Below are 15,109 nucleotides of genomic sequence, written 5' to 3'. Positions count from 1 at the left end.
TGGGAATGACGCGGGCAGTGTTGGAATGACATCATTATAGCATCCGCCTAAGGCGGATAAAAGGGTTTTCAATTATCAACATATACACAATATAAAATAGCATCCGCCTAAGGCGGACAAAAGGCCGGACAGTAATGAAAGTATTGCATTATTGTTTGGCTTTTTCAATATACAGAAGTTATAAAAATATCGGTTTGGAAAACTGCCATAGGTGAGCGGCAGCCCGACTTTGGAATTACCCGATCATTAACTCTGCCACCTAAATCGACCGGAGAAAAGATTGCGCAGCATCTTCTCATGCTTCTGATCAGATATGGGAAACAGCTCATCGGCAGGATAGCCAAGCGGCACAATAGCAATAGGCATATACTTAGGCGGTAAATTCAATACTTTCTTCAAAAAAGTCGGCATCGATGGTGCATAACATAAGACGCCAAGTCCCTCATCGGAAGCTGTCATCAAAACATTGCCGAGAGTCAGCCAGGTTGTCGCCGCCTGATATGGCTGGCCAACTGTACAGCATATCACAATCAAACATGACGCCTCCTCTAAAAACGGCTTTTTCCAATCAGAGTTATTTGTCCCTTCACCGTTGCCTGTTCCATGACTGTAAGCCTTTTCGACCTGTTCTGCCGCATGCCGCAGTTTTTGCTTCACGCTTTTTTTCGATACAACGATAGCCTTAAACGGTAGTGTACCTGTGCCAACCGGAGAAAAATTAACAGACTTAACAATCCTGTCAATTTTATCAACTTCAATTGCTCTATCCGAAAAACTGGCAACATTTCTATAGCTTTTGATTACATCAATTATATTCATAGTTTGAAGTTTCTATCGCGATAAACAACCTGACCGTTAAATACTGTTGCCAGAACTTTCAACTCTGGAATTTGTTTGGTTTTAACTTTGAAAATATTATCGGAAAGCACAACAAAATCAGCCTGCAGCCCCGGCTTAAGTTCGCCGCATTTGTTCTGCCAGCCGCATAAACCGGCAGACCCGAAAGTATATGCCTCTATCGCCTGCTTTAAGGTTATGCTATGCTCGGGATGCCAGGCTGGACGGTTATCACCTGGGGCTTTTCTGGCGACAGCGGCATGAATACCCGGAAAAGGGTTAGGCGATTCTATCGGACTATCCGAGCTGAATCCAATTTTGGCGCCGCTTTTAAACAGCATCTTTAAAGGAAAAGCAAGTTTTGCTCGTTTGCCCCAATATTTATCTGCCATATCCCTATCAGCAGGTAAATGAACCGGCTGAACGCAGGCCGCAATATTATAACGTTTGAATCTAGGGATATCTATCTTGCGTAAAATCTGAGCGTGTTCTATTCTATGGTGTAAGCCGAGTTTTTTTGAAACGGCGTATTTCTTTCCGAAAAATTTCAAAAGCTCGGCATTGGCTCTATCGCCTATAGCATGAACTGCCATGGATATCCCCTTTAAATGGGTCTTCTCAAAATACATTTCCAGTTCATCCTCAGATAAAGTAGGCATGCCAAAATTATCGGGCTGGTTTTCATACGGTGAAAACATCCAGGCGGTTTGCGAACCAAGCGCGCCATCGGAGTAAAGCTTTAAGGCTCCGATTGTGATAATATCATCGCCGCAGCCGGTTTTTAATCCAAGCGATGACGCCGAATCGATATCATCAGGCGAAAGCATCATGAAAACCCTCAGGTTCAAAAATCCTTTCTCTCTCGCGCTCTGAAAAAGATTCAGGCGATTAGCATACCAGTCGCAATCAGCAGCGCCGGTTATGCCGCAACGATTGAGATGCTTTATTGCTTTTTTAAGAGCTTTAAATTTGAAGTCGATTGTCGGTTCAGGTATTTTGTTGATAACAAGGTCAATAGCATTTTCAAAAAGGATGCCGGTTGGCGAACCATCCGAGTAGCTCATAATGGCGCCTTTAGCAGGTTCGGGTGTTTTCTTATTGATTTTGCATAGTCGAAGCGCCAAAGAATTAACCCATATGGCATGACCGTCTTTGGAAAATAATCGCACCGGATTTTTCGGACAGATTTTATCTAGAACAGTCTTATCGGGGAATTCGCTGCCCCAAAGATTTTTATCCCAACCTCTGCCAAGAAGCCATTGCCCCGAGTGAGTATTTTTCGCGGCTTTAGAGATTTTTGCTGTAACTTTGTCAAGCGTATCGAGCCCGCTTAAATCAACGCTTTGAAGATTATAGCCTGTTGACAGCAGATGTAGGTGTGAATCGACAAAACCGGGCAGGACAGCTTTTTTTTTCAAGTCGACTACTTTAAAACCATGCCGCTTCAAACTTATTAATTTTGATTTCGAACCAATACCAAAAATTCGTCCATCGCTAACTGCTAAGCAGTCGCCTTTAATCCGCTTGGGTGAATAAATCACCGCATTGGTAAATAATGTTTTCATAAGTTATCCCCCAATACTCTATAGTCTCCTTCTCTGACAGTTATATTCAGCGCGTCAAGTTTTTCTAAAAGAGGTATAGCATATTTCCGCGATGTTTTTAAGCATTCTTTAATCTGGGAGGCGGTAACTTTCGTTTCGGATTTTATTAGTGCTGCAACTTTTTCTATAATGTTTTTAAAATCTCTCTTGGTGAGCAAAACGCCATTTTTAAGCTCGATAATTTCGCCTTTATCCCGCAAAAAATTTATAATAACCTCATAGACAGGGTCATCAGCAATAAACTCTTTCTTAAGGGGAGCCGCTAAGGGACTGGCTGTAAGCATTGCGATAAGTTTTGCCGCTTTACTTTCCTGGGCAGGTTTCAGATGCGGCACATGGTTTTTTAATCTTAGAAAGCCTGTCTCCTGAGCAATTGCGCCGCTATCTATCAGATATGAAACAGTCTCCTCGACTTCTGCTGCCCGCAGTTTAAGTTTTTTTGCCAGTTCCCCAGCTACTAATCCATTATTCCATGGCCTTTGTTTGTGTTCTTCCTCAAGAATTTTGCAAGCTGGTTGAAGATATTTTTCGAGATGTTCTTTATCAACCAACGAACCGCCGGCTTTCACGATGCTTTTTGCCTCGGCAAGATAATTGTCGATTTCCTCAGTTGAAAAACGGCTGTTAGCTTTAAGCGCCGGCAGGTTTATATTTTTATCTTTCAGAAGCTCCGAACTTATTACGGATTCAAGGTCAAGTTTATCTCTTGCTTTTAATATCTCGTATTGCTTGGCTTTACTTTTTTTAATCGCCCCAAAGTCCCAATCGAGCACAACGCCGCCGGCGACTGTAATTGCCGGGCTTAGCCGTCTGATGATAAACTTATCGCCAATACGGCAGCATATTTTTTTGTCGAGATGCAAAACTGCTAAATCCTCATCTAATGAGGCCAGTATTTTTCTATGAAAAAGCTTTAGCTTGGCATGAGAAATCGCCGTGCCAAGCAGGAGTACTACCTCCGCGCTATTTTTCAGAGGATGCTTTATATTGGGAAGCATTTTTATCCGCACGCCTATAGTGTCGGCAGGTTCGAAATGACCCGGCATCACAAGCGCCGAGCCGCGATGAGCATCATCTTTACTTGCACCAGTCAAACTCACCGCTACTCTGCTTCCCATAATGGCAGATTCAATCGATTGCTTATGAGTCTGAAGTCCCCTCACTCTCACTTTTTGTCCGGATGGGCTAATCTCAAGCTGTTGGCCAAGCTTTATTTCTCCCTCTGTAAGCGTGCCGGTTACAACTGTGCCGATACCCTTGATTATAAAACTTCTATCGATATACAATCTGGGTGAATTTAAAGACACTCTTTTAATATTGCGGCTTAGAATATCCTGAAGGGAGGACAAGACATCGTCTTTGCCTGAATCATCTTTAGCCGAGAAGGCTACTATCGGGGCGTTTTCAAGGATAGTGCCTTTCAGGCGCGTTAATATATCTTCTTTTTGAAGTTCAAGATACTCCGGGTCTACCAGGTCGGTTTTAGTCAATACAACAATGCCTGTTTTTATATCGAGCAAGGTAAGTATATCCAGATGCTCGGTAGTCTGCGGCATCCAGCCGTCATCGGCGGCAATTACTAACATAACCGCATCGATGCCGCCAACGCCGGCGACCATGTTCTTGATAAATCGCTCATGACCGGGAACATCAACTACGCCTACCGATTCGCCGGAGGGCAATTTAAACCAGGCAAATCCCAAATCGATTGTTAAGCCGCGAAGCTTTTCCTCCGGCAGACGGTCGGGGTCGATGCCGGATAGCGCTTTCACTAATGCCGACTTGCCGTGGTCTATATGACCGGCCGTGCCTACGACAAACACTCTTTTAAAGCCTTAATTATAATTTCATCCTGAGCAGGAAAGACTGTGCTCAAATCAAGCATAGCTTTATCTTTGCCTTTACGAATAATAATCGGCGGCGCGTAATTTCTCAACCTGACATCCAACCCCGCAGTATTTTTTATAATAGATATACCATAGCTTTTATAGCTGATATTAGGAGTCGTGCCGCCGCCCGCTGTGCTTTTTAGCGGCGATGGCATTACATAATCAAGCTCGATTGTCGAACTTATTTTTTCCGCTCTATTCTTAAGGCTGTCTATATCCTGTTTGAATATTTTGTTCAATTTGACTCTTTCCGGGTTTGTCAGGTAAGCCAACAATGTTTGTTCAATAGCGCTCAAAGTAAATTTATCCGGCCTTAAAGGACGATAGAATGGGTAGCGTCTCAATGCGGAAATGTATTTCTTTTTGCCGACCAATATGCCGGCTTGCGGTCCGCCAAAAAGTTTATCGCCCGAGAAACAGACAATATCGGCTTTTGAACTTACCGCCGAAACAACGCTTGGTTCCGCTTTAAATTCAGATATGCCAAAATCATCGACCATACCGGAACCCAAATCATAAAGCATCGGCAGGCGTTTTTTATGTGCCAATAATGCTAGTTCCGAGGGAGGGGTTTCCTCGGTAAAGCCGCGTATATCGAAATTGGACTTATGGACTTTCATGATAAGGCCGGTATTCTTGCCGATATGCTTGGAATAATCTGATAATACCGTTTTATTTGTTGTGCCGATTTCTTTTAAAATTGCGCCGGAAGCGGTTATTATTTCGGGTATCCTGAAACCGCCGCCTATTTGCACTAATTCCCCGCGCGATATCAAAATTTCTTTATCTCTGCCGAAACGGCTGACTGTTAGCAGAACCGCCGCAGCGTTGTTGTTGACAATTATTCCCGCCTCTGTGCCCGTTAAAACCGCCGCTATTTCCCCTGCTAACGAACCTCTTTTTGACCTTTTACCTTCAACAAGGTCAAACTCGAGATTGCAGTACGATGAGCAGTTTGCCATCACGGTTTGCAGTAAGCCATCATCAAGAGGCGCTCGGCCGAGGTTGGTATGAAGAGCTACGCCTGTTGCGTTGATTACCGGTTTAATTAGAGTTGTTTTTTTATCAATAAAAGCTTTGATTATTTTTGCGGCTATCTCATCAGCGCTTTCTACTTTGCCGGTATTTTGCGCCCGCTTACGAGCTAATGCAGTCTGGTTTTTCGTTTCATAAGACACATAGGCAAACGACCACTCCGTCATTAATGCCTTGATATCATTTCTTTCGAGAATAGCGTTGACTGATGGAATGCTTTTTAACTTTTGTTGATTTTTAGATGCCATTCTTTTCTCTTTACAACCTCGCCGACTTTATTGACAATTACGCCGCGTTTCGATAGTTCATCCTCAAGCAATTTATGATTTTTCGCAGGAACCGATATGATTAATCCGCCTGATGTCTGAGCATCGCAGAGAATTCGATTTTCATTTGAAGAGAGCCGTTTATCCCAAGTTGTGAATTTATCCACATAGAGATAATTTGCGCCGGTGCCGCCGGGGAATGTTTGCATTTCGGCAAGTTCAATTGTTCCATCCATAAGAGGGATGCTGTTAAAATATATTTCCGCACACACATCAGAGGCATTCATCATTTCATGTAAATGCCCTAAAAACCCATAACCGGTAACATCAGTGGCGGCTCTTACACCAGCCGCAATCGCCGCCTCAGAGGCTTCTTTATTAAGCTGAATCATAATCTCAACTGCCTTTTCAACAATCTCATCAGAGGCTTTGTTTTGCTTTAAGGCTGTAGTAATCACCCCTGAACCCAGCGGTTTTGTCAGATAAAGATAATCGCCGGGCTGGCAGGCGTTATTGGTCATCATCTGCTTAAGGTTGACTTTGCCTGTTACGGATAGCCCATAAAAAGGCTCATCATTTTTTACAGAATGACCGCCGACAATCGGGATATTATATTTCGATGTTATCTCCGCGCCGCCGGCAAGAATTTCGGTAAGCACTTCAAGCGATAAATTCTTTTCGGGAAACCCGACAATATTTAAGGCTGAAATCGGTGTTCCTCCCATTGCGTAAATATCCGATAGCGAATTAGCCGCGGCAATACGCCCAAAATCTCTTGGATCATCGACAACCGGCGTAAAATAATCAAGTGTTGTAACTAATCCCGTAGTTTCATCATATCTTACAACGCCGGCATCATCAAAGTATTCGGTGCCGACAATGACATTGTCGAATTTATATTTCGGTAAATTGCCCAGAACCTGGACAATCGCCTCAGGCGAAAATTTTGACGCTCACCCGGCGCAAACGGCGAATTTTGTCAATTTAATTTTTTTTGCAGTCATCCTTTTTCCTTGGGCTTTATTTCCATTATCCGTTGAGGAATATACTAATATATTTTTACCATTGTTACAAATATAAAAATAAGATTGTAAAAAAAAACTGCTGTCTAAAATAATTTGACATGCTTTCAGAAAATTTTAGCAACTTTGTCCTTGCATTATTGTATAAAAAAACGATAAATTTGGAGAGAGGTTGTTTTGAAAAGTTCAAAAATATCAAACATCGTTTTTCTTGTTGTTATAGGCGGATTATTAGGCGCGGCAACGTCCTACTTTGCAGTAAAATTATTATCAACGGATAACAACAATCGCAGTAGTTTAGAGGAAACGCAATTGACGCCATCAGATATAATCCCGTCAAACGATACCAAAACGATATTAAGCCCTTCAACCGATGAGGCAAACCAGCAGATAACTATTACTAGACGCAGCGCTATTGTCGAGGCGGCGGAGAAAGTTGGTCCGGCAGTAGTTTCGATTTCCGTAATCCAAACCCAGATATTCCGTCAGGCAAACCCCGGACACGGAGCTGATTTTTGGAACTACTTCTTTTTCGGTCCGCGGGAATATCACAAACAAGTATCCTCGCTCGGCTCTGGCATTATTATCAATCCCGAGGGTTATATTCTGACCAACGACCACGTTGCTCACGGCGCCGAATCTATAACAGTAACTTTAACAAGCGGCGAGCAGTATCAAGCCAAATTAATCGGTTCGGATGAATCGACTGATCTGGCGGTGCTGAAAATCATCTCGGATAAACAGGATTTCCCTTTCGCTATTTTGGGCGATTCAAACGATTTGTTTGCCGGCGAATGGGCAATTGCGATTGGCAATCCGTTCGGCTACCTTCTTGATGACACCAAGCCAACTGTAACGGTGGGCGTTGTTTCGGCAGTCAATCGCGATATCAAACCCGAGGCCGGGCAGAAACAGGTTTACCGCAATATGATTCAAACCGATGCGGCGATTAATCCCGGCAATTCAGGCGGTCCATTGGTCAATGCCAGCGGTGAGGTTATCGGTATCAATACTTTCATATTCACTTCCAGTCGTGGTTCCGAGGGAATCGGTTTTGCCATTCCTATTAATCGCGCTAAGTCCGTAATTAGCGATTTAATTAATATCGGCGAGGTAGTTAAAGCCTGGGTTGGTTTGAGGGTAGCCCAAATTACGCCGATTGTAGCTCAGGGGCTTGGCTTAGATATGAAAACCGGTTTAATTGTTACCTCTGTTGATGATATGTCGCCCGCCAAAAAGGCCGGTATTTTGCCTGGTGACGCATTGCTTGAAATTGGTTCTGATAAAATAAAGAATCAATCCGATTGGGAAGAAGTTGTCGCTTATGCCAGGGTTGGCGAAGAATTGAATATTATAATTCGGCGAGGCAGTGATAGTCTAAATATAACTCTAACTCCGGAAGAATTGCCAATAAAAAAGGCGCCTTCATATACAGACCGTTTCGGGCTTGAAGTGGCATCTATTACAAAGCAGTTGTCAACTATGTATGGGCTTAATGATAATAGCGGAGTTATGATAGCGAAAGTTAATGAAAACAGTATCGCTTCAAGCTGGGAGCTTCGGGAGGGCGATATTATCCGGCGTATAAACCGTCAGAAAATTACCTGTTTAAGCGATTATAAAAAAACCGTCGATAATATAGGTACAGGCTATCGAATACTATTCTTCATCGAACGGCAGGGCGAGATGTATTATCTGACTGTCATAGTGTAAAATAGAGCTTACCTTTTGCCGATTAAAAACTATTGCTGTTTTCTGGGTTCTCTACCAAGGCGAACCGCGATGGGGAGAAACCCGAAATCTTGCTAAGGCTGTCTTTTTTTGCGTGATGCTATACCTGCGCTAATTAGGCCGGCGGCTAATAAAATTAAAGTAGCTGGTTCGGGAACTGGCGCTGGCGGCTTAACACAGGTTGAATAGTCCTTAATTAGACCCCGATCGCTGGTTGAATTACTTTTATTGTTGTCATTATCAATATCGTGAAAGTTAATACCGCTGGATACATCAAATTTGTTAATATAGGATATTTCGTTACCCTCAAGCCTATTAAATATGATATCCTTATAAAAATCCGAATTCATATCCTCAATCGGTTGAAAGCTTTCATCTGTTGAATAGGGGATATTAACATCATTTTTAATTTTATCACCTGCAACATCAGCATTAGCCGTTATGGCAAATAGTGTGAAAAGTATTACACAATAATGTAAATAGTATCTCATCTTACCTCCGTTTTATTGTTTTATTTGACAATATTGCAAATACCATACCAATTATCAGATCGAATTTGATTGATTTTATAAAATATGGCTGACTGCTATTTCTTTAAAAAGCCAGATTGTTGTCAGGTGACTTTTTTAAAAGTGGAAATAGCAATTTTGGAAAATCGGGGGAATTTTTTAACGATTTCAAGCAGGTCAGGTTCTGACCCCGCCGCGGCGGGGGAAAAACCCGACAATTTGACTTTGATATGCTATTTGCTAAGGGAAAGATGCTTATATAACTGCGAGAAGTGTCGGGTTTCTCATTCGTTTGCCTAAGGCGGACTCATTCGGAACCCGACCTGCAATTGAATAAGAAAAAAACGGGGAAACTCCTACATGTTTTCACTTGATAAACAGACCTGTTTTCCATAAATTATAGTGGAGGTGTTTTTATGCCCGCAAATCTGACGCCGCAATATTATGCGCTGGAAAGAGAGTTTAAAAAGGAAAATGATCTCTATGAGAAACTGCGTTTAGCTAAAGAATTATTGGCGATTATACCCAAGCATAAAGGAACAGATAAACTTCAAGCAGAACTTAAAGCTAAAATTTCAAAACTAAAAAAGCAGATTGATGGCGGCGATAAAAAACATGGCGCCCGTCAAGTCGATATATTTACTCATATAGAAAAAGAAGGCGCGGCGCAGGTTATAATGATTGGGCCTCCAAACTCAGGGAAATCGAGTTTATTGGAAAGCCTGACCAAATCCAGCCCCTTAATAGGTGATTATCCATATACAACCCGGGAACCGATGGTCGGCATGATGGTTTATGATACGGTTCAGTTCCAGTTAATCGATACTCCGCCTATTTCAGAGGAGCATTTGGAATCGTATCTGCCTAATTTAATCCGTCAAGCCGATATTGTTGGGGTTGTAGTTGATGTTTCCACCGTCGGATTTGAAAATCGCTTGAAGGTTTTACTGTCAATACTTGAGGAAAAAGGGATAATTCTTACTCCTGATGTTCCCGATAAAGTCGATGATCCCCGATTTGCATATAAAAAAGCATTTATAACCGCCCATAAATTTTTGGATGAAAGCGGAGCTGAGGGATTAACAACAATCAGACAACTATTTCCGGAATTTATTGTCGTCCCTACATCCATTCTTGATGATGATTCTCTTGAGAATTTCAAGGCGGCGATTTTTAAAAGTCTGAAGATTATTAGGGTATACACCAAACGTATAGGTCATGATGTTGATTATGTTGATCCTGTTATTCTGCCTATCGGCGGCACGGTCGAGGATGCAGCCTATAATCTTCATAAAGACTTCGCCTATAAATTAAAATTCGCTAAGGTTTGGGGCAATAACAAATTTGAGGGGCAGCGAGTTAAAAACAGTTATGTTCTCGCGGATAAAGATGTTATTGAATTTCATATCTAAGCCGTATTATTCACAATACTTTTATTTATCCATAAGACACTCTTGGTTTTTTAATATTAAGCCTGTCCTACTTTGATCGGGTATTATAAACGATATTCGACAGCGTAAAAACACCCTATATTTTAATGGCTTTTTAATAGTATTACTATCATATTATTTTTCAATTGATTAAAACTAATTCTTACTGGAAATATTAGTTTTATAAATATATCAGGTTAAGTTGCTTTCGGATAAAGGCATTAATGTTTACTATGCAAATTCCGATAAAAGATATGGCAAAAGATATTTGAAATTAAATATACGATTTTTCTTGACTTTGCATTGCTGCAAATTTATTTTACGTCATGTTAAGGATTTTAAAGATAAGGGAACAAAAAGAAAAATTGATTTTTTTCAAAATAATAGTTTTTTTATCTTGACAAACCGGATTTCGTTTGTATTTTAGGCGTCTGCCGGTTAAAAGAAGGCAGACTTTTTTAACGGATAGATGAAGTTCTTTGAAAACTGAATAGCACGCACAAGGTCATAAAAAAATGATAGTGCGGGATCTGTAATTTCCTTTACAGACCTTAATAATATTTTGCCGAACAACGTATTTTTTGAATACGTTTTTTATAGAGCTAATCAAATTTTTTTTACGGAGAGTTTGATCCTGGCTCAGAACGAACGCTGGCGGCGTGCTTAATACATGCAAGTCGTGCGAGAAATCCCGAGCTTGCTCGGGAGAGTAAAGCGGCGAACGGGTGCGTAACACGTGGGCAACTTACCCTTGGGTTGGGGATAAGCCTTCGAAAGAGGGTCTAATACCGAATAACATCTTTTTAAGGCATCTTAAGAAGATCAAAGGTGGCTTCGGCTATCTCCTGAGGATGGGCCCGCGTTCCATTAGCTTGTTGGTAGGGTAAAAGCCTACCAAGGCTCTGATGGATAGCCGACCTGAGAGGGTGATCGGCCACACTGGGACTGAGATACGGCCCAGACTCCTACGGGAGGCAGCAGTAGGGAATTTTGCGCAATGCCCGAAAGGGTGACGCAGCAACGCCGCGTGGGGGATGAAGCTTTTTGGAGCGTAAACCCCTGTCAGTTGGGACGAAATGGCTCGTCTCTAATATAGTCGAGTCTTGACGGTACCTTCAGAGGAAGCTCCGGCCAACTCCGTGCCAGCAGCCGCGGTAACACGGGGGGAGCAAGCGTTGTTCGGAATCACTGGGCGTAAAGGGTACGCAGGCGGGAAGACAGGTCAGATGTGAAACCCCACGGCTTAACCGTGGGCCTGCATCTGAAACCATCTTTCTTGAGTATCGGAGAGGAAAGCGGAACTCCTGGTGTAGCGGTGAAATGCGTAGATATCAGGAGGAACACCCGTGGCGAAGGCGGCTTTCTGGCCGAATACTGACGCTCATGTACGAAGGCCGGGGGAGCAAACAGGATTAGATACCCTGGTAGTCCCGGCGGTAAACGATGGGTACTAGGTGATGGAGGAGTCGACCCCTTCAGTGCCGCAGCTAACGCATTAAGTACCCCGCCTGGGGAGTACGACCGCAAGGTTGAAACTCAAAGGAATTGACGGGGCCCCGCACAAGCAGTGGAGCATGTGGTTTAATTCGACGCAACGCGAAGAACCTTACCTGGGCTTGAAATGTACAGGAAAACCTCAGAGATGAGGTCCCTCCGCAAGGAGTCTGTTCACAGGTGCTGCATGGCTGTCGTCAGCTCGTGCCGTGAGGTGTTGGGTTAAGTCCCGCAACGAGCGCAACCCTTGCCCTTAGTTACCAGCGATTCGGTCGGGGACTCTAAGGGGACTGCCTCGGTCAACGGGGAGGAAGGTGGGGATGACGTCAAGTCCTCATGGCCCTTACGTCCAGGGCTACACACGTGCTACAATGGCCGGTACAGAGGGTTGCAATACCGCGAGGTGGAGCTAATCCCTAAAACCAGTCTAAGTTCGGATTGGAGTCTGCAACTCGACTCCATGAAGTTGGAATTGCTAGTAATCGCGAATCAGCAGGTCGCGGTGAATACGTTCCCGGGGCTTGTACACACCGCCCGTCAAGCCATGGAAGCCGGGGGTACCCGAAGTCGCTATGTTAACCGTAAGGAAACAAGCGCCGAAGGTAAAATCGGTGACTGGGGCTAAGTCGTAACAAGGTAGCCGTAGCGGAAGCTGCGGCTGGATCACCTCCTTTCTAAGGAGTAGGTATGCGGGCCGCCATTGGCGGAAAGCATGCGAGGTTTACCCGCATAAAGCGGATAACCAGGTCGAGTGCTATCATTTCTCGTGCGTGCTATCCGGTTTTTAAAGAATAACCGTCTGTTAAAATATCGTTCTTTAAAAATTTAATCAGGGCTTTAAATCCACCGACTTGGGATTAAACGGCTCGTTTTTGAAAGGGACTTTAGCTCAGTTGGTTAGAGCGCATCCCTGATAAGGATGAGGTCGGTGGTTCGACTCCACCAAGTCCCAGTTAAAATTGGATTGGGTGGTGGAATTATTAAAGCTGGAGTGGTGATTATCGGTTGAGCTAAATCCCTGTTGGGGATGTAGCTCAGTCGGGAGAGCATCTGGTTTGCAACCAGAAGGTCACCGGTTCGATCCCGGTCATCTCCATTTAATGTGATTGAAAGAATTTAATATTGTCAGGCAATTGTCTGACAGGTTAATACAGCTCTTTGACAACTTAACAGAACATTGTGGTATCTTAATTGCAAAAACTTAGGGTTTTGCCAAAAATTTTGGTCAAGTTACTCTAAGGGCATATGGTGGATGCCTTGGTATGGGGAGCCTATGAAGGACGTGGTAAGCTGCGATAAGCTTCGGTGAGCTGCAAACAAGCATAGACCCGGAGATTTCCGAATGGGGCAACCCGTCCGCCGTAATGGGCGGACATCACCCGCTGAATACATAGGCGGGATGAAGATAACGGAGGGAACTGAAACATCTAAGTACCTCCAGGAAAAGAAAGCGAAGCGATTCCCGGAGTAGCGGCGAGCGAAATGGGAACAGCCTAAACCGGTTTGTACGTTAAAGCCTGCAGGCGTTGTACTGCCGGGGTAGCGGGAAATTATCTGACTCAGCTGCAGCAGGGTCGGGAAGTTACAAAACATGCTTCTAGTCGAATGGTTCTGGAAAGGCCAGCCAAAGAGGGTGATAGCCCTGTAGACGAAAGATGACATGCCTTCCTCGATAATTCTCCCAAGTAATGCGGAACACGAGAAATTCCGTATGAATCTGGCCGGACCACCGGCTAAGGCTAAATACTCCCCCATAACCGATAGTGAACCAGTACCGTGAGGGAAAGGTGAAAAGTACTCCTGACAGGAGAGTGAAATAGTACCTGAAACCGTATGCCTACAAGCTGTGGGAGCCAATATTTTTAACCTTCGGGTTTTAAATGGAGGTGACCGCGTGCCTATTGAATAATGATCCGGTGAGTTACTTCTCAGCTGCAAGGTTAAGTCAAAGACTGACGCAACCGTAGCGAAAGCAAGTCTGAATAGGGCTATTAGTAGCTGGGAGTAGACCCGAAGCCAGGTGATCTAGGTATGGCCAGGATGAAAGCGCGGTAACACGTGCTGGAGGTCCGAACCCACCGATGTTGAAAAATCGGGGGATGAGCTGTGCCTAGGGGTGAAAGGCTAATCAAACCTGGTGATAGCTGGTTCTCCTCGAAATATTTTTAGGAATAGCCTCGTGTTATAGTCGGACGGAGGTAGAGCACTGATTGGGCTAGGGGGCCTACAAGCCTACCAACCCCTGTCAAACTCCGAATGCCGTTCGTACGTTTCACGGGAGTCAGCCGGCGAGGGATAAGCTTCGTCGACAAAAGGGAAACAACCCAGACCACCAGCTAAGGTCCCTAAATTATGACTAAGTGATAAAGGAAGTGAAATTTCTAAAACAACCAGGATGTTGGCTTAGAAGCAGCCATCATTTAAAGAGTGCGTAAATGCTCACTGGTCTAGAGATGTCGCGCCGATAATTCACGGGACTAAGTCATATACCGAAGCTGTGGATTCGCCATTGGCGAATGGTAGAGGAGCATTCCGTACGCCTGTGAAGGTGAGTTGTAAAACTTGCTGGAGGTATCGGAAGAGATTATGCCGGAACAAGTAGCGATAAAACAGGCGAGAAACCTGTTCACCGAAAACCTAAGGTTTCCTGAGGAAGGTTAATCCGCTCAGGGTTAGTCGGATCCTAAGCCGAGGCCGAAAGGCGTAGGCGATGGTAAAGCCGTTAATATTCGGCTACCGCCAAAAACGTGTTTGAGCTATGGGGTGACGCAGAAGTGAAGATCAGCCGCCGATTGGAAGTGGTGGTCTAAGCCGGTAGGAGGTGAAGATAGGTAAATCCGTCTTCACATAACTCCGAGAGGTTATAGGGAGTCCGCAAGGACTGGTTAAACTGATCGTAAGCACGCTGCCAAGAAAAACCTCTATGTGAGCGTTCAGGCGTCCGTACCGTAAACCGACACAGGTAGGTGGGGTGAGAATCCTAAGGTGCTCGAGAGAACCCTCGTTTAGGAACTAGGCAAAATAGCTCCGTAACTTCGGGAGAAGGAGTGCCCCTATTAGGTGATATTACTTGCTAATGGAGCTGAAAGGGGTTGCAGAGAAATGGCCTGGGTGACTGTTTACTAAAAACATAGGTCTCTGCTAAGTCGTAAGACGATGTATAGGGATTGACACCTGCCCGGTGCTGGAAGGTTAAAAGGAGGAGTCATTCGCCTTCGGGCGGAGAAGCCCTGAATTGAAGCCCCAGTAAACGGCGGCCGTAACTATAACGGTCCTAAGGTAGCGAAATTCC

Annotated in this window: 8 protein-coding genes, 2 tRNA genes and 2 rRNA genes; 6 read left to right on the top strand and 6 right to left on the bottom strand. The window is 44.2% G+C overall.

The window, feature by feature from the left end; all coding sequences use genetic code 11:
- Positions 1-246: 246 nt before the first annotated feature.
- Genes J7K40_01650 through selD form a run of 5 tightly spaced genes read right to left on the bottom strand, consistent with a single transcriptional unit; the run spans position 247 to position 6,560 of the window.
- Positions 247-819, bottom strand: coding sequence for a nitroreductase family protein (locus tag J7K40_01650; GenBank protein MCD6161100.1), 573 nt, complete (start codon positions 817-819; stop codon positions 247-249).
- Entirely contained in the window at positions 816-2,402 is a 1,587-nt protein-coding gene (locus J7K40_01645) for an amidohydrolase (GenBank protein ID MCD6161099.1), read from the bottom strand. The genes J7K40_01650 and J7K40_01645 overlap by 4 nt, the downstream gene beginning before the upstream one ends.
- The gene (gene selB / locus J7K40_01640; GenBank protein MCD6161098.1) at positions 2,399-4,264 is read right to left on the bottom strand and encodes a selenocysteine-specific translation elongation factor; all 1,866 of its coding nucleotides are present in this window, start codon (positions 4,262-4,264) and stop codon (positions 2,399-2,401) included. The genes J7K40_01645 and selB overlap by 4 nt, the downstream gene beginning before the upstream one ends.
- On the bottom strand, positions 4,252-5,613 hold the full coding sequence (gene selA / locus J7K40_01635) for an L-seryl-tRNA(Sec) selenium transferase (protein MCD6161097.1): 1,362 nt from the start codon (positions 5,611-5,613) through the stop codon (positions 4,252-4,254). The genes selB and selA overlap by 13 nt, the downstream gene beginning before the upstream one ends.
- Entirely contained in the window at positions 5,586-6,560 is a 975-nt protein-coding gene (gene selD, locus J7K40_01630) for a selenide, water dikinase SelD (protein ID MCD6161096.1), read from the bottom strand. The genes selA and selD overlap by 28 nt, the downstream gene beginning before the upstream one ends.
- A gap of 270 nt (positions 6,561-6,830) precedes the next feature.
- On the opposite strand from selD, the gene J7K40_01625 reads away from it, so the two are divergent.
- Positions 6,831-8,366 (top strand): trypsin-like peptidase domain-containing protein, encoded by a 1,536-nt coding sequence (locus J7K40_01625; GenBank protein ID MCD6161095.1) that lies wholly within the window; start codon positions 6,831-6,833, stop codon positions 8,364-8,366.
- Between the two features lie 92 nt (positions 8,367-8,458).
- On the opposite strand, the gene J7K40_01620 is transcribed toward J7K40_01625, so the two are convergent.
- A complete protein-coding gene (locus J7K40_01620) occupies positions 8,459-8,875 on the bottom strand; it encodes a PEP-CTERM sorting domain-containing protein (protein ID MCD6161094.1) in 417 nt (138 codons plus the stop codon).
- A gap of 434 nt (positions 8,876-9,309) precedes the next feature.
- On the opposite strand from J7K40_01620, the gene J7K40_01615 reads away from it, so the two are divergent.
- The 5 genes from J7K40_01615 to J7K40_01595 all read left to right on the top strand — a co-directional run.
- A complete protein-coding gene (locus J7K40_01615; protein MCD6161093.1) occupies positions 9,310-10,305 on the top strand; it encodes a 50S ribosome-binding GTPase in 996 nt (331 codons plus the stop codon).
- A 634-nt stretch (positions 10,306-10,939) separates the two neighbouring features.
- A 16S ribosomal RNA gene (locus tag J7K40_01610) occupies positions 10,940-12,491 on the top strand.
- Between the two features lie 204 nt (positions 12,492-12,695).
- Positions 12,696-12,769: transfer RNA gene (locus tag J7K40_01605), tRNA-Ile, on the top strand.
- A 71-nt stretch (positions 12,770-12,840) separates the two neighbouring features.
- Positions 12,841-12,913: transfer RNA gene (locus J7K40_01600), tRNA-Ala, on the top strand.
- A gap of 127 nt (positions 12,914-13,040) precedes the next feature.
- Positions 13,041-15,109, top strand: a 23S ribosomal RNA gene (locus tag J7K40_01595); the annotation flags it as partial.

The sequence above is a fragment of the Candidatus Zixiibacteriota bacterium genome (genome assembly GCA_021159005.1).
Classification (GTDB): Bacteria; Zixibacteria; MSB-5A5; order UBA10806; family 4484-95; genus JAGGSN01.
The sequence above is the reverse complement of the archived record's forward strand: the minus strand, read 5'-3'. Positions and strand labels throughout refer to the sequence as shown.